At 34.1% G+C, this 22,731-nt stretch carries 20 protein-coding genes and 1 tRNA gene; 9 read left to right on the top strand and 12 right to left on the bottom strand.

The window, feature by feature from the left end:
• Positions 1 to 23: 23 nt before the first annotated feature.
• On the top strand, positions 24 to 734 hold the full coding sequence (locus JNG87_RS09405; RefSeq protein WP_171006330.1) for a zinc metallopeptidase: 711 nt from the start codon (positions 24 to 26) through the stop codon (positions 732 to 734).
• Here JNG87_RS09405 and JNG87_RS09400 read toward each other — a convergent pair.
• From JNG87_RS09400 to rbfA, 7 genes are all read right to left on the bottom strand, one after another.
• Positions 731 to 1,336, bottom strand: coding sequence for an IMPACT family protein (locus tag JNG87_RS09400; protein WP_110009658.1), 606 nt, complete (start codon positions 1,334 to 1,336; stop codon positions 731 to 733). The genes JNG87_RS09405 and JNG87_RS09400 overlap by 4 nt on opposite strands.
• A 95-nt stretch (positions 1,337 to 1,431) precedes the next feature.
• A complete protein-coding gene (gene ribD / locus JNG87_RS09395) occupies positions 1,432 to 2,457 on the bottom strand; it encodes a bifunctional diaminohydroxyphosphoribosylaminopyrimidine deaminase/5-amino-6-(5-phosphoribosylamino)uracil reductase RibD (RefSeq protein WP_202843677.1) in 1,026 nt (341 codons plus the stop codon).
• Positions 2,458 to 2,521: 64 nt separating this feature from the next.
• Complete coding sequence (locus JNG87_RS09390; RefSeq protein WP_202843675.1) at positions 2,522 to 4,321, bottom strand: DUF349 domain-containing protein; 1,800 nt, start codon at positions 4,319 to 4,321, stop codon at positions 2,522 to 2,524.
• A 74-nt stretch (positions 4,322 to 4,395) separates the two neighbouring features.
• On the bottom strand, positions 4,396 to 5,133 hold the full coding sequence (locus JNG87_RS09385; RefSeq protein WP_202843673.1) for a shikimate dehydrogenase family protein: 738 nt from the start codon (positions 5,131 to 5,133) through the stop codon (positions 4,396 to 4,398).
• 63 nt (positions 5,134 to 5,196) lie between these two features.
• Positions 5,197 to 6,990 carry an endonuclease gene (locus JNG87_RS09380; protein WP_202843671.1) on the bottom strand — a complete coding sequence of 598 codons (1,794 nt, stop codon included), beginning with the start codon at positions 6,988 to 6,990 and terminating at the stop codon, positions 5,197 to 5,199.
• Between the two features lie 79 nt (positions 6,991 to 7,069).
• Positions 7,070 to 8,275: an ABC transporter permease gene (locus JNG87_RS09375; RefSeq protein ID WP_202843668.1), complete on the bottom strand. Its 1,206-nt coding sequence runs from the start codon at positions 8,273 to 8,275 to the stop codon at positions 7,070 to 7,072.
• A gap of 3 nt (positions 8,276 to 8,278) precedes the next feature.
• Complete coding sequence (gene rbfA / locus JNG87_RS09370; RefSeq protein WP_002983518.1) at positions 8,279 to 8,638, bottom strand: 30S ribosome-binding factor RbfA; 360 nt, start codon at positions 8,636 to 8,638, stop codon at positions 8,279 to 8,281.
• A 93-nt stretch (positions 8,639 to 8,731) separates the two neighbouring features.
• On the opposite strand from rbfA, the gene mce reads away from it, so the two are divergent.
• Positions 8,732 to 9,130 (top strand): methylmalonyl-CoA epimerase, encoded by a 399-nt coding sequence (gene mce, locus JNG87_RS09365; RefSeq protein WP_110009625.1) that lies wholly within the window; start codon positions 8,732 to 8,734, stop codon positions 9,128 to 9,130.
• 62 nt (positions 9,131 to 9,192) lie between these two features.
• Positions 9,193 to 9,266 (top strand) — tRNA-Ile (locus JNG87_RS09360).
• Positions 9,267 to 9,324: 58 nt separating this feature from the next.
• Here JNG87_RS09360 and JNG87_RS09355 read toward each other — a convergent pair.
• The 5 genes from JNG87_RS09355 to JNG87_RS09335 all read right to left on the bottom strand — a co-directional run bounded on the left by JNG87_RS09355 (position 9,325) and on the right by JNG87_RS09335 (position 16,709).
• Positions 9,325 to 10,176, bottom strand: coding sequence for a thiopeptide-type bacteriocin biosynthesis protein (locus JNG87_RS09355; RefSeq protein WP_202843667.1), 852 nt, complete (start codon positions 10,174 to 10,176; stop codon positions 9,325 to 9,327).
• A gap of 5 nt (positions 10,177 to 10,181) precedes the next feature.
• Positions 10,182 to 12,377, bottom strand: coding sequence for a lantibiotic dehydratase family protein (locus JNG87_RS09350; RefSeq protein WP_202843665.1), 2,196 nt, complete (start codon positions 12,375 to 12,377; stop codon positions 10,182 to 10,184).
• Positions 12,377 to 14,602: a CocE/NonD family hydrolase gene (locus JNG87_RS09345; RefSeq protein ID WP_202843663.1), complete on the bottom strand. Its 2,226-nt coding sequence runs from the start codon at positions 14,600 to 14,602 to the stop codon at positions 12,377 to 12,379. Before JNG87_RS09345 ends, JNG87_RS09350 begins: the two co-directional genes overlap by 1 nt.
• Before the next feature lie 57 nt (positions 14,603 to 14,659).
• Positions 14,660 to 14,830 (bottom strand): hypothetical protein, encoded by a 171-nt coding sequence (locus JNG87_RS09340; protein ID WP_171006273.1) that lies wholly within the window; start codon positions 14,828 to 14,830, stop codon positions 14,660 to 14,662.
• A gap of 148 nt (positions 14,831 to 14,978) precedes the next feature.
• Positions 14,979 to 16,709, bottom strand: coding sequence for a helix-turn-helix domain-containing protein (locus JNG87_RS09335; protein ID WP_202843661.1), 1,731 nt, complete (start codon positions 16,707 to 16,709; stop codon positions 14,979 to 14,981).
• 210 nt (positions 16,710 to 16,919) lie between these two features.
• Between JNG87_RS09335 and JNG87_RS09330 the strand changes: the two genes are divergently transcribed.
• The 6 genes from JNG87_RS09330 (at position 16,920) to JNG87_RS09305 (ending at position 22,727) form a co-directional block, all read left to right on the top strand.
• The gene (locus tag JNG87_RS09330) at positions 16,920 to 19,046 is read left to right on the top strand and encodes an outer membrane beta-barrel family protein (RefSeq protein WP_202843660.1); all 2,127 of its coding nucleotides are present in this window, start codon (positions 16,920 to 16,922) and stop codon (positions 19,044 to 19,046) included.
• Positions 19,047 to 19,097: 51 nt separating this feature from the next.
• Complete coding sequence (locus JNG87_RS09325; RefSeq protein ID WP_202843658.1) at positions 19,098 to 19,289, top strand: ecotin; 192 nt, start codon at positions 19,098 to 19,100, stop codon at positions 19,287 to 19,289.
• A 69-nt stretch (positions 19,290 to 19,358) separates the two neighbouring features.
• Positions 19,359 to 19,565 carry an ecotin gene (locus tag JNG87_RS09320; RefSeq protein WP_202843656.1) on the top strand — a complete coding sequence of 69 codons (207 nt, stop codon included), beginning with the start codon at positions 19,359 to 19,361 and terminating at the stop codon, positions 19,563 to 19,565.
• Positions 19,566 to 19,894: 329 nt separating this feature from the next.
• Positions 19,895 to 20,095 (top strand): hypothetical protein, encoded by a 201-nt coding sequence (locus JNG87_RS09315; RefSeq protein WP_002983500.1) that lies wholly within the window; start codon positions 19,895 to 19,897, stop codon positions 20,093 to 20,095.
• 348 nt (positions 20,096 to 20,443) lie between these two features.
• Entirely contained in the window at positions 20,444 to 21,799 is a 1,356-nt protein-coding gene (locus JNG87_RS09310; protein WP_002983497.1) for a radical SAM/SPASM domain-containing protein, read from the top strand.
• A 10-nt stretch (positions 21,800 to 21,809) separates the two neighbouring features.
• A complete protein-coding gene (locus tag JNG87_RS09305) occupies positions 21,810 to 22,727 on the top strand; it encodes a hypothetical protein (protein ID WP_202843654.1) in 918 nt (305 codons plus the stop codon).
• Positions 22,728 to 22,731: the final 4 nt, after the last annotated feature.

Genomic DNA, 22,731 nt, shown 5'->3' with positions numbered 1-22,731 from the left:
ATTAAACACAAAATTTATATAAAATGGTGGGTTATTATATCATTATTGGTATTTCAATGTTGGTGAGCTGGTGGGTTTCGTCCAGATTGAAATCGAAATTTGAATATTATTCCAATGTACACCTTCGAAATGGCCTTTCAGGCAAAGAAGTAGCGGAAAAGATGTTGAGAGATAACGGGATAAATGATGTTCAGGTAATATCAGTACCCGGGCAGTTGACGGACCACTATAATCCGGCAGATAAAACAGTGAACCTTTCGGAAGGAGTTTATATGCAGAGAAATGCAGCGGCAGCGGCAGTAGCAGCTCACGAGTGCGGACATGCAGTGCAGCATGCGGTAGGATATTCTATGCTGAATTTACGTTCAAAACTGGTTCCGATTGTAAATATTAGTTCTAATCTGATGCAGTTTGTTCTTATTGCGGGTATCGCAGTAATGGCGGCATCAAGAACAATTGAAAACCCAAATGGAAATACGACTGTTCTTGCCATCGGAGTAGCAATGTTTGCGATGACCACTCTTTTTGCTTTTGTAACGCTTCCTGTAGAATACGATGCGAGTAACAGGGCAATGAAGTGGCTTAAAGACACGGGAACTGTAACTGCAGAAGAATTTGTTGGAGTACAGGATAGTTTGAAATGGGCAGCAAGAACTTACGTGGTGGCAGCCTTAGGCTCTCTGGCACAGCTTCTTTACTGGGCATCTTTGCTTCTTGGAGGAAGAAGGGATTAATCATTAAATTCAAATGAAACATATTGCATCTCGGAAAGCTTTTCTGAGATGCTTTCTTTTTGTGCCAGTTTCAGTGAAGCGGTAAGAATACAGTTTTCATTCGCATCGAAGTTCAAAACTTTAGCATCAAATTTTGAAAGCAAGGTGAAAATCGTATTCTGCTGATTGAAGTTGAACCTGATCTCTACTTCTATTTCCAGTTCTCTGGTAATGATGCTGGCTTCTTCCAATGTGATCTTTGCCGATTCTTTATAGGTTTTTACCAATCCTGAAACCCCTAATTTGGTTCCCCCGTAATAACGGACAACAATGACAAGCACATTCGTGATTTCATTAGCCAGAAGCTGGTTGTAAATTGGCAAACCTGCACTTCCGGAAGGCTCACCATCATCATTGGCACGGTAATTTTCACCATTTAATCCCATTCTGAAGGCATAGCAGTGATGAGTAGCTTTCGGATGTTCTTCTCTGATCTTTTCCAGCGCACTCTTTAATTCTTTTTCATTGGTTACCGGGAAAGCAAATCCGATGAATTTGCTCCCTTTTTCTTTTAAAAGAGTATTTTCTATGGGTTTTTCTATGGTTTTATATTCAAACGTCATTGGAGGTTCCTGCTTTGTTGATGCAAAAATATTAAATGCTTTACGATTCTGCACCATGATCATAAATTAAGCCGTCAGTTTAGACGGCTTTTCTTTTATTTTTGTTTGAAAAATGAGATCGTATTATCTCTGAAGTTTTCAACTTTAGTAGGTGTATAATTGAATTCGGGGGCTTTTGTACCATTTTCAAGGATAAGATTTTTATTTTTTATCACTATTGCTTCATCCCAGAGACCTGCATTAATAAATTCCTGCAGCGTAAAACGGCCGCCCTCGATAATAACTGACTGTATCTGTTCTTTATACAATACCTCGGTGAGTTCAGCCAGAAAATCAGCCTTGTTGATTTTAATGAATTGAATATGTCCTTCAGAACCTTCTTTCACAGAATTTAAAACCAATGTTCTTGCTTCATTGTTATAAATATTGAAGCTGGCAGGAACTTTTAGATCAAAATCAATTAAAATCCGGACAGGGTTTACTCCTTCTGCATTTCTTACGGTAAGGCTTGGATTGTCATTTAATGCAGTTTGAGTTCCTACTAAAATGGCATGCTCGTCAGCTCTTAACTGGTGAACAAACTGATTCACTAACGAGTTTGAAACAGCAGTCGGTTTAAAATCTTTATCAAGAAAACCATCACCGGATTCTGCCCATTTTAAAATGATATAGGGTCTTTTCTTTTCGTGGTAGGTGAAAAATCTTTTGTTCAGTTCAATGCATTCTTTTTCAAGAATTCCTGATACGGCTTCAATTCCAGCATCCTGAATGATTTTTTTTCCCTTGCCGTTCACTTTGTCATGGGAATCCATAGCACCAATCACCACTTTTTTAAAGCCCAGTTCTTTAATCTTTAAAGCACAAGGCGGTGTCTTGCCATAATGGGCGCACGGTTCGAGAGATACATAGATCGTTGATTCCGGGATCAGATCTTTATTTTTAACGGAATTGATGGCATTGATTTCTGCGTGGTTTTCTCCCGCCTTATGATGATATCCTTCACCTATAATTTCCCCATTATACACTATGACGCTTCCTACAAGAGGATTGGGATACGTGTTGCCAAGAGCTTTTTGAGCCAGCTCGATACATCTTTTAATATAAAATTCGTCGTTGTTCATGTTTTATAAAAAGAAAAAGCGAAGACAAATTGCTTTGCTCCGCCTTTATTCATTTTGTTATGTATTATTCTCCGCTGATAATGCTGTGGAGATTTTGTTTTAATGTTTCAAGATGAGCCTTTTTCTCATCAATCGTGTTGTAAGTATCTTTCAACAGAGGGTTTTCTCTCGAAGGTTTGTTGAAGAAAGAAAGGTTGTTTTCCAGTTTAACGATTTCTGCCTCAAGGTCAGAGATTTGATTTTTGATCTTTCTTGCTTTATCGGTAAGCTGATTTTCAGATAAACCTTCTTCTTTCAGTTCAAGCTCGTTGATTTTATTTATTTTCAGTTTCTCTCTTAATGTTTTGTTGAATTCAGAGTTGATTGAAATTTTGTCTCTCGGAACTTTTCCGATGTTATTCCATGAAGTTTTGATCTGCTCAATTCTTTCGATGCTTCCTTCTTCATTGGAAACTTCTTTCAGTTCATCAAGAAGTGCTTTCTTGTTTTTATAGTTTTCCTTCCAGTTGTCGGTAGAAGTATTGCTCTTCTCTCTGTAATTGTTGAAGAATGCATTACAGGCGTCACGGAATTCATCCCATATCTTATTTGTCATGCTCTTTGGAACGTGGCCGATTTTTTTCCAGTCTTCCTGAAGTTTTTTGAATAACGGAACGGCGATATCCCATTCCTCGTTATTCATATTGTCCTGTGCAGTCTGGATCAGTTTTAATTTTTCTTCAAGATTCGCCTGTTGAGAACCTTTCAACGATTTGTAGTAATTATTTTTCGTTGTATTAAAGCCTCTTAGTGTCGTTTTGAAATCATTCCAGTTTTGATTGGAAAGTTTTCTTGGAACGCTTCCTGTTTTTAAGAATTCAGAACGCAGATCTTCCACTCTTTTGATGGCATTCTGCCAGTAGTTGTGGTTGGGCGTTTCCGAAGGTTCAGACAGTTTCTTGATCTCAGCGATGATCTCATTCTTCTTTTCAAGGTTTACAGTCTGTTCTTTTTCAATGGATGCGGAAAGTTCAGACTTCCTTTCGTGAATTTTGTTGGAAATTTCTTTGAATTCCTCCCATGTTTTTTCGCGGAACTCTTCAGCAACAGGCTCTGCTTCTTCTTTCCAGAGTTTATGAAGATATTGAAGCTCGTTTAACGCTTTCTGAATTACAGGCTCATTTTCAAGCTCTTTGGCACGGGCAATGATATGCTCTCTCTTTTCCAGGTTGTGGCTGTATTCCTGTTCCAGAAATTCTTTATTCAGATCCAGCATCTGATAAAACTGATTCAGATGGTGGAAATAATTATTATTAAGAATTTTGAATTCAGACTTGGCAACCTGTCCGGCTTTTGACCAGTCTTCTTTAATCTCGCGAATAGATTTGAAAAGATTGATTCCCGGTTCAGAGCTTGTGTATAGATTTTTAAGTCTTTCGATAATACTTTGGCGGTGGTCCAGATTCTTCTTTTGTTCTTCTTCCTGTCCTTTCTGGAAGTCATCATGTTTTTCCTTGAAGATATTAACCAATGCAGAATATTTTGCCTGAGATGGATGTTCATAGCTGAAATTTTCAGCAGGATTTCCGGCTTCTACATATTCATGCTTTTTATCTTCCACTTCATCATGGATATAATGACTTGCTTTTTCCTTCAGCTGATTGAATCTTTTGAAATTCTCACCGGCGTTGGGAGTGTTGATGATTTTTTCCATTTCCTTTAAAGCATCGGCAAGGGAAATTTCTTCTTCATGTTCATCCAGATGTTCTGTATCATCGTCATGGTGGTTTGCATCATGAGAAACCGTGTTTTCTGATGTGTCCTGAGATACTTCGTTAGGATTTTTCTTTTCTTCGTTTTCAGAAAGATTGTTTTCTGTAGTCATAGCAAATCTTTTATGTGAGTGGCATTAATATCCTTTAAATATAGCTGTAAGGCCAATTAAAGTACTAATTTATGTTATTTTTTTTGAAAATTCCAAATTTCCCAGGCTTTTTCTGCTTGCTGTTCAAGCATATAATAGCCATTCACAGTTTTTGCTCCTTTTTCAGAGGCATTGATAATGAATTGGGTGTAATTGGGATTGTAAATCAGGTCGATAACCAGATGATCTGAAGAAAGCCCGTCAAAAGGAAAATTAAGACAGTCTTTCACATTGGGAAAAGTACCTACCGGCGTACACTGAATGATAATTTTATGTTCAGCAACAGTTTCCTGATCAAGATTTTCAAAATTGATTTCCGTACTTCTGGAAATGGTGACTGAAGGAATACTGTGTTTGTCCAATGCATATTTTACGGCTTTTGCAGCTCCTCCGTTTCCTAAAATCAAAGCTTTATCCTGTGAAGGTTTTCTGTGCAAAAGAAGCGTCTTTTCAAAACCGAATGCATCTGTATTATAGCCGGTTTTCTTACCATCCTGAATAAGAACGCAGTTTACGGCGCCTATTTTCTCCGCTTCATCACTTAATTCATCCAGATAATCTATTATTTTTTCTTTGTAAGGAATCGTTACATTGAAACCTAAAAGGTCCGGAGAAGCAAAAAGGTTTTCTACTTCATTAATTTCGTTCAGATCAAAAATATCGTAGGAGAAGTTCTTCAGCATGAGCTTTTGGAACTTGTTTTCGAAGAATTTTTTAGAAAAAGAATAGGAAATGTTTCGTCCTATCAATCCTAATTTTTTATTGGAATCCATCTATCAAAAGTAAAAAAAAGACCGGATAAATCCAGTCTTTTAATTTGAAATATTTTTTAATAATTAATCTACGATAAATTTAGTAGAGAAATTATCTGTTTTCAGAATGTAAGTTCCTTTAAGCAAACCTTTAAGGCTGATCCTATTTGAATGTCTGAAAGGGTTGGCGATCGTTTCAATTAATTTTCCGGAAAGATCATAGATATCAGCTTTTGAAATTTTGCTAAGGTTTTCTCCTTTTACAAATAATTCATTATTTCTTACCGGGTTAGGGTAGATAGTGAAGTCTGATTTGTCCTTTTGGTTTTCAGCAGTAGCCAAAGTAGTTCCGAAACATGTCCAGCTTAGGTCATCCAGAGCCACTCTGTTGGTAAGAGAAGAATTTGTCAGTTTAATGACAGCATTTCCGCTTACATTTATATTATTAATGGTAGTTGTAGTAACAACATTACTGTAAGGAATAGTTCCTACATTGACGTCGTTTACAAGAACATTGAAGTATCCTGCGCTTCCGGAGAATTTCAATTGAGTTGTTAATGTTAAACTCTGAACTCCACCTGAGAAAGTTGAACTTGTTAAAGTTCCATTTTTTATGGTAATAGCTTTATTATTGATGGTCTGGTCAACTCTTGCGTCTGTAGCAGTCCATGAAATTCCATTGTTGGTCCAGTTTACTGTCATGTATGTATTTACAGGGCCGGTGATCATTTCAAAATTTTCAGTTCCGCAGCTTCCTCCTCCGGCAGGTGTATCAAGAGTAGTTTCTGTAGCGGTTGTGCTTTGTGGAGAAGAGTTTGAGAAAGCATCTTTAGCAATGATATAGAATGTATATTGAGTAAGCGGAGATAATCCTGAAACAATAGTAGATGTAGTTGTCCCTGAAACAGTAGCTTTTAATGTTCCGTTGGCGTAAATCTGGTAAGAAGTTACTCCCACGTTATCTGTTGCAGCTGTCCAGCTTAAAGCAATAGAGTTTGAAGTTGGATTGCTGGCAACAAGGTTGGTTGCTGCTGTAGGAGCCTGGCTGTCAATAACCGGAGCTCCCCAGATCTGGGTAACATATTCAGGGTGATCAATGAAAGGGTTTCTGTTTCCCTGGTAAGTATAAGAAGCATTGTTTCTGGCAATTTCTTCCGGCGATACCGGATCCATTGCATTCCACGCTAAATACTGATTAAGTGCCCAGGGCTGTAATCCCGGAAATGCTGTGTTGCCAAGCATATCACCGGAAGTGAAGTTAGGAAGTTTATCCTCATATCTTGTTACAAAATAAAGAATCATTCTTGCGATGTCTCCTTTGAAAGCATCAATGGGTTCAAATACGGTACCTGCATATCCTGCTGATACAGAATTTCCTAATTTTGATCCGTTTTTCGAAGTAAAAGAAGGGGTTCCTACAATTCCGAAAGGATAGTTGGATCTCATTCCGTTTACTTTTCCGTCTGTAGCACGAATAAAATGAATGTCAGCGACCATTGGGGAAGCATTGTTGAACAAACTTTGAGGAACAACGTGCTCTCTGTTGTAGCAGTCACCTTCATTAGAATATCCGGCAGATCCGCACTGACTGGTTCCCAGGGTGAAATTATACTGATCCGTTCCATTGGGGTTTTCAGAATAAATATCCAGAATTGTTCCGTCATTTTCATAAAAATAATCACGGTCAGTAGTGGCATAGCCAGTCCATAAACCTCCATAGCCATTGTCTATATGTCCGTTGCTGATAATAGTTTTCAGAGCTGTTTTCAGAGCTGCACCTGTTAAGGTTGGCGATTGGTTATAATATCCAGCCGGAGCCTGTGCCAAAGCGCTCATAAATGCAACGCTTAAAAGAAAAAAAGATAAAATTTGTTTCATTTTTTAAAATTGGGGCGTAAAGGTACGAAAAAATGAAGCCCAAGTATATTAATTGTGTGTAATATATAAACTTAAAATATTAGTTTTTAGTAATATATTCTTTGCTGATTTTTGAAAAGAACCAAGAAATAGTGATTCCAAATAAGGAAGCCGTAAGGGCTACAATAAGATAGTTCTTTCCTACAATTTTTACCGGGAATGGCAGAACCTCATTGGCTCTGAAGAATTCTGTGTAAAGCTGGAAATAGCAAAGTGCTGTTCCAAAAATTAATCCGGTAATTACTCCGGAAATAACAATCAGGAGTCCGGTGTAGAAATAGGTCATTCTTAAATGGCTTAAAGGAAAGCCGAGTGATATCAATGATTTTGCCTGCTCTTTTTTATCAAGCTGAAGGATGATAATGGCTCCGGCAAGATTAAAGGTGGTAATAAAGATAACCAATGCAAAGATCAGGTAAATAAAAAGCTTTTCAGTGTTGATCATTTTCCAGAAAGCAGCATTCTCTTCTTCCTTGGTTTTGATCTCAATATTTTTTCCCAGTGAAGAAAGCAGACTTTGTTTTACTGCATCTGCATTTTCCGGATTTTTCAATTTAATAACAATCTGGTAAGCCGAATTTTTAGGAAGACTAAGTAATTCTTCCGTAAGCTCAATTGGAGAAACGATATAATTGTCCAGCTGATCTTTTCCGGGGAAAACACCCGTTACCAGAATATCTCTTTTATTATAGATGTCTTCTTCTTTGGTAATAATCCCTGTTCCCGGTTTGGGCATGAAGACTGTTGCATAATGATTGGAAGAATCTACAGGAATTGAAAGTCTGTTATCCAGACTGTTCTCCATCAATACCTCATTGGAGTATCTGAAACTTGGATAGGTTCCGTAGAATACCTCTTTATTGATAGGATTTACCTTTACATAGGCAGAATCTACCCCCCTTAAATAGGCAATGTCACCCTTTCCATTGAAGCTGATGTAAACTTTTTCTTCAATAACACGGGAGAAACTGCTGATTTCTTTGTTGCTGATGAGAGTTTTTGTGACATTATCCAGATTTTTAATTGTTTTTCCGGAAGTGCTTTTTAAAGTAAGATCAGCATGAAGATTGGAAATGAGGTCTTTATTCAGGTCTTCAAGTCCTGAAAATACCGAAATAATGACGAACATTGCAGCCACAGCAACCGTCATGGCACCTACGGCCAGCCACGTAATGAACGTAACGGCAGTACTTCCTTTTTTAGCCAAAAGGTATCTGGATGCTATGTAAAATGCAATATTCTTCAAGATCTATAAAACAGGATTGTCGCCTTCGCCTCTTAATTCTCTTTCCAGTCTTTCAACATCATCAAGAGCGGTATCCAGGTAAAAGTTAAGTTGTGGAATAATACGCACCTGCTTTGCCATTTTCTGGCCAATGAAATTTCTGTATTGAGGTTTGTTTTCTTCAATTTCCTTCATCACAGCGGTACGGAATTCCTGTGGAAAAATGCTTAAATAAATTTTGGCAATTCCTAAGTCGGCAGTTACTTTTACATCTGAAACAGATACCAATATGCTCTGTTTGCTTTCTGCAGCCTGTTTGCGGAAAAGCTCCGCGAAGTCTTCCTGAATGATCTGTGCTACTTTTCTTTGTCTGTTACTTTCCATAATTTCTGCAAATTTAGTACTTTTGTTTGAATTGATACTTTGAAATTCAACTGTAGTATCAAATTTACGATTTAATTATATTGATTACTATTTATGAAGCTAGAACATATTGGTATTGCCGTAAAATCTTTAGGCGTTTCTGATGAACTTTTTGCAAAACTATTAGGAAAAGAATCCTATAAAAAAGAAACGGTTGAAAGAGAAGGTGTGGTGACTTCTTTTTACGAAACAGGAGAAAGTAAAATTGAACTTCTGGAAGCCAGTAATCCTGAAAGCCCGATCTCTAAATTTATTGATAAAAAGGGAGAGGGCATCCATCATCTCGCATTTGGGGTTGAAAATATTCTTGAGGAAGTAAAAAGGTTAAAAAAAGAAGGATTTCAGTTTATCTCCGAAGAACCGAAAGAAGGTGCTGATAACAAATTAGTTGTATTCCTTCATCCGAAGTCTACCAACGGCGTGCTGGTAGAACTTTGCCAAGAAAAGCAATAAAAAATTTTGTAGTGAAAGAAATTTTACTATTTTTGCAAACACAAAATTTAACCAAGTTTTGAGGTCCTATAGCTCAGTTGGTTAGAGCACCTGACTCATAATCAGGTGGTCCCTGGTTCGAGCCCAGGTGGGACCACAGAAAAACAACCGCTTACATCATGTGAGCGGTTGTTTATTTTTTACAAAATTCAAATTTATTTTTTCAGAGAATAGGCTCTGTTTGTTTTATAAAGACGGAATAAGTGATCATAAACCACCATCTCGAATAATCTTTGATGGGAAATAAACAATCGGTTAATATGCATATGAAAAATACTTTTGAAGAAATCTTTTGGTTTTATTTTTAATACATTGTCATTTTCCAATTTTGAAAGTTCTTCAGGCTTTAATGCAATTTCAGTGATATTACTTTTTATTAAATTTCTGATTTCTTCATATTCCTCAGAGGTAATAAATTCAAAGTAATGAGGATAAAACTCATTATACTTTTTCTTTAACTGATTATTTAAGTTCTTATCTGCATTGAATTCTGATTTGAAAGCATTTTCAGAACGCTTCGCAAACTCTATTTTCTTTTCAGGAGGTAGGTTGAATGCTGATAAAATTTGATCTATATAAAATAAAGAAGTAATGATCTTTTCTTCATCACTGTATTCCAGAAAGTTTAAAATCAATTGACTGCTTTTAAAAAAGAAGTCTTCCGCGTATTCTATCGTGTTTTCACCGTAACGTTCAAGTTCTCTTGAGTAGGTATCCATAATGATAGAAGCGACTTCTCCCGATTCAAGATAGTCCTTAAATAAGGAATTGATCATTCCCAGGATCATACTACAGGCAGTTATATTTTTAAGGTTTAATCTTATTCTCAGGTGGGGTTTAGGATCGTTATATCGTATAAAAAACCATTGATCAATAAGGTTTTGAATTTGTAATTGCTCAACTAATGGTTCTATAACTTCCTGTAAAATAGTATCTGAAGTTTTGATCCCGGTGTAAACTTTGAAATAAAGCCATTCACTTCCCGGATGAAATTTTCTGGTTATCATCTTATTTATAGATCTTTATAAAGAGAGAAAACGAATTGATGAATATAATCTGACTGATCATTATACAGGAACTCCTCAATAAAAATTAGTTTCTCATTTTTTACGGATAATAAAAACATTTGAATTAAATCGTAATTTTTCAGATTGACCGTCAGTGTATTATCTCCTTTTACCCACTGTATCCATTGTGGAATTTGTTTTAATTTTCTCCACTCTTCAATATTTTGAAACAGAAGATCTCTTTTACCAGATTGAAGAATAGAATCAAAATAATGAATTTGTTCAGGATCAATTTTCCACTGTGCTTTAGACAGAATTATATTTTGATATTCAACTCTTGGAAGGAAGTCATAAATTTGGGATAATCCCCCCCAGTTAAATGATAAGTAAGGTTTTACATTCTGATTATTATAATCGCATAAAAAATGGTAGACAGGTAAAGAGTTCTTTAAATAATTATGGGCATTCGTAAGATGAGGAATAATTTCTTTATTGTGCTTCTTTGACCTTAGGAATAACTGGTTATTCTTTATGGACAGGTATAAGTCTTCCACAAAAATTTGATTGTCTTCTTCTAATGCAGAGCTCGCCAGATAAGGAATTTCATATTCTCTTATAGAAGGTCTTCTGATCACATTTCCAATTCTGGATTCGGGTAAGTGTACAATTTCTGCTAAAATTTTGTCCGGATTAAGTTCCTGTTCTTTTTCAGCAATGGCTTTCACCAAATCTTTTATAGATGATTTTTCTGAACAGAATCTGCCCAATAATTTTCCGGCATTTCCACCGGCAGATTTTAAAAATAATTTTTCCTGCTGATTTTCTGAAATGATTTCGGCCATAACGGACAATGTATCTGGCAGTTGATTCCACTGTTCCTCAAAACCATTAAAATCATCATCAGTTAAATGTATTACATGATCTTTATTCCAATAAGCTTTTTGTAATTTACGATTGAGAATAATTTGTACTGGATTAAGATTTACCTGAATTTCTTGTTTCTGATTAGAATAGGGCAGGATTAAATCTTCAATATAAGGATGAACTCCTTTGGCCGGAATATCTTGTAAATAGCCAATTCCTATTTCCGGATCTAAAGCATAAGATAATGGAACTTCTTCATTATCAAATCTTTCATAAAAGGCTTTTTTGAATTTTTCTAAGGCAGATTCTTTGTAAGGAATAGCAATTTTATTCAGAAAAGAGATTCCTTTCTTCAGTTCTTTTTTCCATTGATAGGATAAATTTGTTTCATCTTCAAAATAAAGATCTGTCTGAAAAAGATATTTCTTTTCATATTGTACATTCAGCTTTTTGATGAGTTCCTCAATTTCAGAATATGCTTCTGCCGTATTTCCAAAATGTAAATCAAGTTCACTGATCTTGTTTTTAATAGCCACCAAAATATCTTTTTCCTGATGCCTGCCAATTTTGTTTAGCATATAAATTAATCGTTCCAGAAAATCTCCTCCCGAAACTGTTGGATTAATTTCACTTATTAAAACCTGATTTCCGATAAGCTCATCAATAAATTCCCGGGCTTCTTCAAAGGATATATCTTCATGAACAAGAGAGGTGGCAAGCTGGTCAATTGTTTTACCCGTTTCTGAAAACTGTAGTATAAGTTCTAACTCTTTGGAAATGGGAGCGGAAGAAATGATGTAATCTCTTTTTCCTCCTGTATTTTCATATTCTACAAAGCGAATTTTATTTCCAACCCTATGAATACTGTTGTTAGGAAAAAAAGAGATACTATTTTTAATGGACGGAATTAAAAGAAGCTGCTCTGATAGCGCTACTAAAAAATGCATATCCAGCTTTGTATCTCTTACTTTTGTAGGCTCTGAGAATATCGGAAATAGAGTCTCTTTTTCAAATTTTCCAGTACTTACTCCTGAAAATAAACCAAATGGGGTACAGCGGGTACTTGAGCGGTTATAATATTTTAATAATGAAATCTTTGTTTTTTCATTTGGCAAATTAGACGTTGTATGTTCACGATCCATCAATTTCTCTATCTCATCATATAAGGAAAGAGAAGCTAAATAAATAGCTTCTCTAAAAATTGTATGGTTGCAATATTTTTCTAAAGATCCCTTGGCGAAGTTTTCACCAGAGAAATTATCCTGAAATTCTTTGTATGAAAAAATAGGTGATCTGACAACAAATGTATCAAAAAACTGAAATGGAAAACGTGGCATTAATTAAGTGAAATAGGGATTTCTATAAAGCTGTTATTGTAAAATTTTATTTCCATAGGAACTGCAGCATCCTTGATGGTTTCTTCGCTTACATCTTTTCCTGTTCCATAATTTATCTGCATAAGTGGATTTTTTATAGCTCCTAATACTAAAACCAGTTTACTTCCTTTTTCCATTTTTTTACTTACAAATTCATTGTTGGTAACAGTTATACTTGTTTCTTTGTTCTCACACAGCAATTTTCTTTTCTCTGAGCTTTTAGCATAGCTTGCTCTTCCATAATAGGTGGATAACAGAAAATATTTATCTTCTTTGGTCTTTTCATAAAGTTTCATATATACATCAACATCCTTTTTATTAACAGATAATTTCAGATTACCCACAAAATTTCCTGTAAATTCCACCGGTTTTTCAAATGGCCCTGATGAAAATACAACGGCGTCTGGACTGTAAATTTTACTATCCAGCACATTATCTTTTTGCTTAAAAAGCTCATCTGCATTGGTACGATCTTTTAAATCTACCGTAAGTGGTGTGAAGTCTTTATCTTTATCTTTTGCTAGAGAAAGCTGATGTTGGTTTGTGATATAGAATTTTAATTTATTTTTATCAAAATCATCAATGCCGGAGGTACTTTTCCATTCATTGGTTCCCATTACCTGATAATTAATTTTATCTTTTAAGAAAGCTGGTTTTAATTTACCCTTCAGAATATAATCAAACCATTCCATTGTTATATTTGCGATATCCATATTGGCTTCAGAATCAATAGTATATCCTTTTAGATTATTTTTGATATAACCCTGAGCTCCCGAATGATCATAGGGCCCGATAATCAAATAATGATTAGCGTTTTTGTTGTATTTATAGTGATTTCTGAAATAGTATAACGCTCCCAGCTGATCAGAATCATAATATCCCGTAATGGTTAAAACCGGGATGTTGATATTAGAATATTCCTTTTTGTAAGGAATCATTTTCTGCCAATAGCTGTCAAATGCCGGATGCTTTAACCAGCGCTGAAATATGATATTTTTTTTACCGGCAATAGAATCCAACTTGTTAAATGCCTCACCACCTTCATACCATTTTTTAAAAACAGAATTCCAATGATCCTCATCTTTGAATCCCGCATCAAGCATTTTATTATTGGTAACATAGTTAATCCAACGAAGAGAATAGGAGGCAAAGATGTTATTATTCATGGGGAAATCTACTACGCCAATTCCTACAGAGGCCTGTGGAATAATAGTTTTTAGAGCCGGATGAACATTTTTAGCTGCTGCCCATTGGCTGAATCCCAGATAACTGCCTCCGATCATTCCTACTTTGCCATTGCTCCAGGGCTGTTTTGTAATCCAGTCAATGACCTTATTAATATCTTCCTGCTCATGCTCAAAAGGTTCTATGGCAGCGTTACTCGTATATTTTCCTCTGGGATATATGTAAACAGAATGATAACCATAGCTTGCCTGTACTTTTTGATCATTCGCATCTTCTGCATCAGGATAGATGGAATTGACCAGGATGGTAGATTCCGGACTAGCTATTTTTTTATTTAAAACAACCCTTATACTAATTTCATTATTGATTAATAAACTGTCTTTTACCTCAAAGTTCCTGGAGTCGAGTTCTTTTAAATAATTTTTAGCAATATCAAATGTAGGTCCTGTTATATATGAGTTATAACTTCTGCATAGTTGTAAAGCTTTTTTCAGATCTACGCTGTCTTTGTTCTCAAAATCATTTTTAAGAGTAGCCAGAATTTCCTTTTTTGTTTTCTCGGTATCACCATTGAAATAGCGGGGAAGTATGATCTGTGTTTTTATAGCCAGACTTTCATATTTTTTGAGAAATTCTTCTTTATATTTTTCCTGAAAATTTTTGTGCGAATTTTTATTTTTTTGAGCATTTATGTAAATTTCATACTGTGTTCCCATGGCGTAAGAAATAATGGGATTACTTTTTCTGTAAACACTGCGTACTGAATCTAGCTGACTTAAAGCAGTATCATAGTTTTGTGCTGCCATACTTACTCTGAAAAGATTATCATACTTTACCGCCTTGTCTTTTTCTTTATAATTCTTTTGTATTTCAGAATTTAAATAAGAAATTAAAGGCTGCAGTTTTTCAATATTGTATTCATTAAAATGTTTAATACTTATTTTCTGAGAAAAAGAAATATTGAATGTAATGAAAAAAGATAGGGCTAACAGGTACTTCATAAAAATAAAAAATCAGTAATTTTTCTCAAAATTACTGATAAAATGTTAAAATTGTCATTAATTTTTTACTGTCACATCTAGAGTATCTAATGTTTTGTCTAAGACCGTATCATTACCACCATTCAAAAGCATTTGATCACCTCCTCCGGAGCTAATCCCTCCTTTTATTTTAGACATTTGAACTTTGTTTAGGGATAATCTTTTTTCTGTTTTTTTAATTTTTTTCACTGCTGAAGTAATTTTAAGATTTTTAAATAAATTGAAGTACAAAGGAAATTCTATTCCTGTAAATAAAGAATTTATATATACCGAAATTGATAAATTTCGGTGAGATTTACATGTAAAATATTAATTTTTAGCAGTTTATAATTTTGTTTTAATTGAGTGCTTTTATATAATAAGAAGGAAGTGTTCCTGTTATTTTTTTGAAGGCATTCGTGAAAGACTCAGCATTGTTGTAGCCAATATCATCAGCAATAGCAGCAATGGTATGCTTTCTTATTTTTTCGTTAGATTTTAATTCTTCAACAATATAGTTGATCCTAAGCTCGTTCAGATATTGGGAAAAGTTTTTACCCTTTAATTCATTGACTAGCTTTGAGAGATAATCTCTGTTTGTATCAAATTCTTTTGACAGAGAATCTAAAGTAATATTTTTATTGAGAAAACTATTAGTCTTTTCAAACTGTTCTATTTTATCAATGAGTATTTTAAATTTTGGATTAGAAGAAAGGTCACTTTTCGTAGCTTTTTCCTTTCTTTCAATGATAATGGAAGGATCATTTGTAATGGGAGTTTCATTCTTTTGCTCTTTTTCCAGCACAGGGGTGCTCAAAGGTTTTTCTGATAATACTTTTGCCTGCTTTTCGTATTCTTTTATTTTCTTCCTGTTTTTCCTGATTACAAATATGAAAGCTAAAGTAATCATAAGCAAACACGCTATCAGCCAGGCATTCTGATGGTTCAGTCTTTCAATTACACTTACCTTTTCTTTCATAAGCAAAGGGGTGTCATATTTTTTCAGAATTTCTTTTGAAAGATTTTTTCGGTTCACAGCTATTATACTGTCACTATACATCAGGTTGTCAATGTATTTTAGTTGTTTTTTTAAATCGCCTTTCTTTTTATAAAAGTCTATCAGAATTTCATATCCCTCTCTTTTTATAGGTTCAAAACTGTTGAAAGTAAAAGAAATTGAATCTGCCTTTTTAAAAAATTCTATAGCTTCGTTTTCACTGCGGGTTGCATATTTTATTTTTCCCAGATAGTAATATAAAACTCCTAGATTACTATAATCTTTATTTGTTATCAATCCTTTTTGTACTTCCAGCAGGATTTTATAAGACAGCGAATAATCTTTTACATAAAAGAGGCTAATCCCTTTTATCATAAGCAGATAGCTGTAATAAGAATAATTATTGTATTTCTTACATTCTGTAAGCCCCAGATCTGCAAATTCAATACCTTTTTTATAGTCCTTACATTTGGTATAAATATTAGCTAAAGAAAAAATAGAAGCAATATAGTTTTTAGCATCTACATTGTTGTCTTTTATTTTATCTTTTTCATACTTATAGTATTTCAAAAAGAGAGGAAGTGCTTCCTGATATTCTTCTGTGGCTGTTTTTAGGATAGCAATGAGCTTGTTTATATAAAAAAACTGTTCTTTATTTTCAGCTTTGTTGTGATTAATAGCTATAGTATATTCATCTAAAGCCTCTTTGTATTTCCCTTCATTGTTGAATAAAATACCCTTTAATATATAAGATTTTGCCGGGTAATCGTAGTTATTAACGTTTTTTGAGGCAGAGATGAGTGAATCTGCAAAGGGATGCCCGTTTTCATTCTTCAGATTTTTTACCCGTGCTATATTATAATATCCATCAAACAGGATGTCCCTATTATTTTCTTTCTTTCCTTTTAATAGAATGTAATTGGCTAAAAGCTCAGCTTTATCGTTGTCAACCTGGAATACTTTATTGTAAGCATCATTAATATACTTATAACTTTTATTCTTTAACGAGTCTGGAATTTTTAGTCCCTTTATGCTTTGAGAAAAGAAAAAAACAGGGAAAACAGTTAAAATAATTAAATGAAACTTCTTCATATTTCTAAATACACTGCAAATTTATGAATTATCATCGAATTTTTATCAATGAAATATAAGTATTTGTTTATCAGTTGTATATTGATCTCTATGAGTCGGGAATTTGTAAATTTTTGGAAAAGGATATACCGGTATTGATCAATTTTGGATTACTAATCTTGTAGACTTTGAGTATAATCATGATGTTTGCATCAGAAATATTGAAAGTAAATGAGGAAAATATTAATATGTGTAAGTGTTGTGCTTCCCTTGTTGGGTTTCTCTCAAGAGAAGAAAGATTCCATTAAAACAGTTATAGAAAAACAAATTGCAGAAATAAAAGTGAATGGTAAAAAACCTTTTTTTGAACAAAAGGATGACCGTTTTGTTTTTAATGTTGAAAATAGCGATTTGGTTGTAGGAAATCACATATCCGAAGTTCTCTCTCAAACACCATTATTAAAATTAGATGATAATAAAATAACTCTTCTGGGAACGAACGCCTCTGTTTACATCAATGACAGAAAATCAGTTCTTAAAGGCAAAGATTTAATACAATATCTTAATGCTATGCCGGCTTCTAATCTGGTAAAGATAGAGCTGGTTACCAATCCTTCCTCAAAATATGATCTGGAGGATGCAATGATTATTAATCTGAAGCTGAAGAAACTGGAAACAGATGGACTGAAAGGAAGTTTTACCATTACAGATAAGCAAAACAGAAAAAACAGCCAGCAGGCAAATATTGCCTTAAATTATCATAAAAACAGATTTTCAAATAATACCATGTTGTTTTTTGAAAATAATAATGACCTGCAAAGAAACAGTATTGATAACTATAGCTCAAAATTCAGCAGAAATCAGATTATAGGAAGTACGCTGATTAAAGAAACCAACTTTGGAGGAAATACAGGTTTTGATTACGAGCTTAATGAAAGAAGCAGCATAGGAGGTATTCTGGAATATTATCACAAAACACCTGAATCTTCACTTGAAAACAGGAATATATACTATGATACTACAGGAGGAATTTTTGAAAACAGAACGGTAAATACACAAAATGATAAGCTGAACCTTTTCGGAGGAAATGTTTATTACAGCTTTAATGATGATAAAAAATCCAAGCGATTGGATATCAACTTTGATTATTACACCCATCACAGAGATAATACGACAGAGTTTTTCAATTTGACCAGCCCATATTCAAACTTAATATATAATGATTATAAGAAGGACAATTATACGGTAAGAGTAGATTATTCCAAGACTTTCGAAAAATTAAAACTTAGTTTCGAAGCAGGAGGAAAACTTAATTGGCTTTCTACGGATAACCCTTATGCTTATTACAACGCAGACGGTACATTGAATACCCTATTTTCTAATAATTTCACGTATCATGAAAATATAAACGCGTTATATACTAATATTAAGAAAAAAATCTTTTCTGTGCTGGACGTCAACTTAGGGGTGCGTTATGAAAACACAAATATCAACGCAAAACAAAATACGGTTAGTGAGAACTTTTCCAGAAGTTACAACAATATTGTACCCAGCATCAACCTTTCTTATATGATCAATAAGAACAACAGAGTTTCTCTAGGATACAGAACTGCATTATGGAGACCTTATGTAGATGATTTAAACCCATTTATTTATAAAAACAATGAAACCTGGTGGGAAACCGGAAATCCTGACCTTAATGTGGCAAAGATGTATTTATTTAATGCGAGCTACAGCATAAAAAGAACCTGGGTGTTTGTAAGTAATTTCGGAATTGTAAAAAATCCTATTCTTCCTTATACAGAGGTTGTAGATAATGTTTCCATTACAAGACCCAAAAACTTTGAAGGTAATGTAAAGCGTCTTTATGTGGGATTGAACTATAATAAACCATTGTTTGAAAACAAATGGATGTTTAATCTTTCAACAGGAATGTATTATATCAATAATGCAGATATCTATGATGTTCATCCTAGTTCTTGGTATAATAACTCTTCCGTTACAATTAGTGGAAATAATCTTTGGAATAAAGGCTGGAACATAAGCTATAACTTTGGTTACACCTCTCCATATACATTAGTTAATAAGAAAAACGGTTATTTTATCAATAATCAGCTTGAGGTTTCAAAGAGTTATAAAGATTTTAAGTTCAAGCTTTCTGTAAAAGATCTGCTGAATCTTTCAAACTCCCGCAATACACTATATAATAATGACGGATATATTGAAACTCTTTCGCAATCAAATTTAAGATCCATATCACTCAGCATATCCAAAACATTTGGAAACAACAAAGTAAAAAAGGTGAATACCGGAGATATAGACAAGGGGAGAACTCAAAATGAAAACCCCCGGCTGTAATCCTGTTTTTTTTACTGCAAAACTAATACACTAAGAATAAAACTAATAACCATGAAAAACAAAAAACTTGTGGAGTTATCCAAAAAGATAACCCTCGGTAAGATCAAAAAATTAGAAAAACAAGAAGTTTTAACAATCTACGCAGGAAAGAATATTACTGGAGATTGCTATGGACATCCTGATTGTAATACATACTGTGGTCCGTTTATCTGCTCGACGAATGATTGTTGGAGCTTTTCATAAAAATTTTTACTGAACCTTCTCTGAAGCCGGAACTTTTCAGCAAACTATTAACCATGAAAACTTATTGTGATGAAAAACAAAAAGCTGTTTGAATTGTCTAAAAAAATTACTGAGAACAAAATCCCAGGAATGAAAAGAGAATCAGTTGAAGTTATTAAGGGAGGAATACAAAAAGAGATTATATCAGACTGTGCATGTTTCGGTGCAAATGCATGTTGGGGTTATGGAACCAGCCCATGTGCATCAAACAGTTGTTGGGCTTATTTTGACCAATAATTCGCCCACATAGGCTTGATTAATTTTTATAGAGTTAAGATTCGTAATAAACATAAAAAACTTACTTCTATGAAAAACAAAAAGCTTAAAATGATTTCTCAGAAAATCACAAATGTCAAAATGAAAAAACTGCAAAAAGAGGGCCTTGTATTTATTACCGGTGGCTTACTCGCTTACCATTGTAGCCAATGTACCTGTAGTTGGTGCAGGCCGGATCTGCACGTAGATCCTAATTGCTGGAGCTTTTCATAAAGAAATTTGTATTCTGTATAGTCCTGTGTGGAATTAAAACTGTTCAGGAGAATTATTAACCATGAAAATTTATTGTCATGAAAAACAAAAAATTGTTTGAATTGTCTAAAAAAATTACTGAAAACAAGCTACAGGGAATGAGCGAGAATTCAGTAAAGACAATCAAAGGAGGTAGACTTCCTTTGGAATTAGCAGCAGACTGTACAAGTCAGAACAGCTGCTGGGGATTCGGAGGTACAGCTACTTGCAGTGGTAACAGCTGCTGGAGTTATAACTAATAGAACTCTGATTCCACAAATTTATGTTCTGCAGGGTCTTGTGTGGAATTAAAACTTTACAAGAGAAAAAATTAACCTAAGATTTATTGTGATGAAAAACAAAAAATTGTTTGAATTGTCTAAAAAAATCACTGAAAACAAGCTACAGGGAATGAGCGAAAGTTCAGTAAAGACAATCAAAGGAGGTAAGTTACCTTTAGAGCTAGCGGCAACGTGCACAAGTCAGAATGACTGCTGGGGATTCGGAGGTACACAAACTTGCAGTGGTAACGAATGTTGGAGTTACAACTAAAGTAAAAAGTAGAGTAGCATTCGTGCTACTCTATTTAATATTAAAATAAAATAATTATGAAATACAAATTATCAAGATATATCCATACCATAGAAAACGAAGAAATTTTAGATGATCATGTCATTCTTTTTTCTACCCGTTCCGGAACCTCCATTGAAGTGAAAAAAGGGTTATATGAAAAAATATGTAATCTTGAAACCACTCAGATTCCCGAAGAAATTTTTATCAACCTGATAAAAAATGAATTTTATGTACCTGAGTTTGAAGATGAGTTAAGAGAAATCCTTTCAGACAACATTATGTCTGTAGATCATCAGGATCTGAAAACACTTTCTTATGTGATTCAGCCTTCAGGAAACTGCCAGCTGGGATGTCACTATTGCGGCCAGCTGCATACTAACAAAAGTATGTCAAAAGAAGTTTTAGATCTTACCTATGACAGAATCATTACTAAAATGGAAAGTTTGTCAAACGACCTGGAGCATTTGAGTATTACATGGTATGGAGGAGAGCCGTTAACAGGTCTTTCGGCTATCTCTAATTTATCTACCCGTTTAATCAGCCTTTGTGAAGAGAAAAATTTAAAATATTCTTCAAGAATTATTACAAATGCTTTAAGTCTTAAATATTCTCTTTTTGAAAAACTGGTAAAAAATTACAGGGTTACAGAATATCAGATCACAATTGACGGAACTCAGGAATTCCATGATAAGAGAAGATATCTGAAAAATGGTTCTAACAGTTTTGATATTATCATTAAAAATATCAAAGAAATTGTTAATTCCGAATTATATCAAAAAGAAGCAAGTTTCAATATCAGATGTAATGTGGATAAAGAGAACAGCTACAATGTGATAGATTTTATTGATTATCTGGAAGCAGAAGGAATCCTTCAGCATGTAAGTTTCTATCTTGCTCCTATCCACGATTGGGGTGATAACAAAGCTACTATTAAAGGCGTGTCAAAAGAAGAATTTGCTGAGCTTGAAATAGAAGTTTATATGAAGCTTCTGCAATCAAAAGCAAAATTTAAAACACAGATTATTCCTGAAAGAGTTACTAAACCTTGTATGGTAGTAAGCCAGACCTCAGAAGTATTTGACGCTTTTGGAAATGTCTCCACATGTTGGGAAATTCCATACACTCCAAAATATGATAACTCTGAGTTTTATGCCGGAAACATTGTGAAAGATAAAGATGTAGACAGCAAAAATGTTGTCATGAGAAACTGGTTTAATGAAATACCGGACAATAACTCATGGTGCAAAAGCTGTAAATTCCTTCCTCTGTGTGGTGGAGCATGTCCGAAAAACTGGTATGATAATATCCCGGCGTGTCCTTCCTTCAAATTTAATATTGACGACAGAATTCTTCTTCAGAGATATATTAATGAACAAGCTGTGCTTTCTTAATAGATGATGTATGGAAACAATAATTTTAGACAAAATAAAAACAGTAGAATTCCGGGAATATGAGGTGAAAAAACCAAGACATATTTTCGAAAATCTGATTGAAGAATTTAGAAAAGATATTCCGGAAGATATCCAGGCAGGGTTGTTTTACTATATGAACCTGTCTGAAAAATCACTTTCTGCTTTTCGTACAGGGAATACCACCTTAGGAAATTACCTTTATTCAAAAATGCAAAGTATGAATACCTATTTCATTGAGCCTATTCATCAGGGGATGATAAGCTTAGACTATGCTTTGCTTGCGTATAAAAATTATGTGGAAAATGATTTTGTACTGGCAGAGGAAAATATTGACAGGGCTATTGAAAGTGCTTTAGTTCAGAGTAACACGTTTCCTTATTTTGCCATAATTATTGGAGAACAATCACTTAATAAAATCAGAATTTTTGCACGTACTCAAAATGAAGAGCGGTATAAGACAGAAGTCATGAAGATATTGGCTTTTTTCATGTTTAACCAACATGAAAACGAGAGCTGCAAAAACCTGGCTGAAGATCTTCCCCTTATTGATAAGCAGGGGATGATAAAACATATTATAAACAACTCTTATATCGCCATTCTTAAATCTTCGCAGGATGAGAAAAAAACAAGACTGATATTTCAGCAGATCTTTAATGCTCTGCTAAAGCAAAATGAATTTTCAGGCGATCAGGAAAATTTACTGATAACCATGCGTTGTATCGACAAAATTGAAGATGAAGATTTTTTAGATTATCTGAACGAGAATTTTTCTCATATCAAAAGTTCTCCGCAAAAATTAGTGAAAATTATAATAGAAAATTATTTAGATAAAATATCCAATAACCAGCAATTAGTAAATGATGAAGAATTTACTAAAAAGCTAAAAACACTAGGCATAACAATTTAACTTA

Origin of the sequence: Chryseobacterium cucumeris (assembly GCF_016775705.1) — a bacterium.
GTDB classification, from domain to species: domain Bacteria; phylum Bacteroidota; class Bacteroidia; order Flavobacteriales; family Weeksellaceae; genus Chryseobacterium; species Chryseobacterium cupriresistens.
This window is presented reverse-complemented; position numbering and strand designations above follow the sequence as displayed.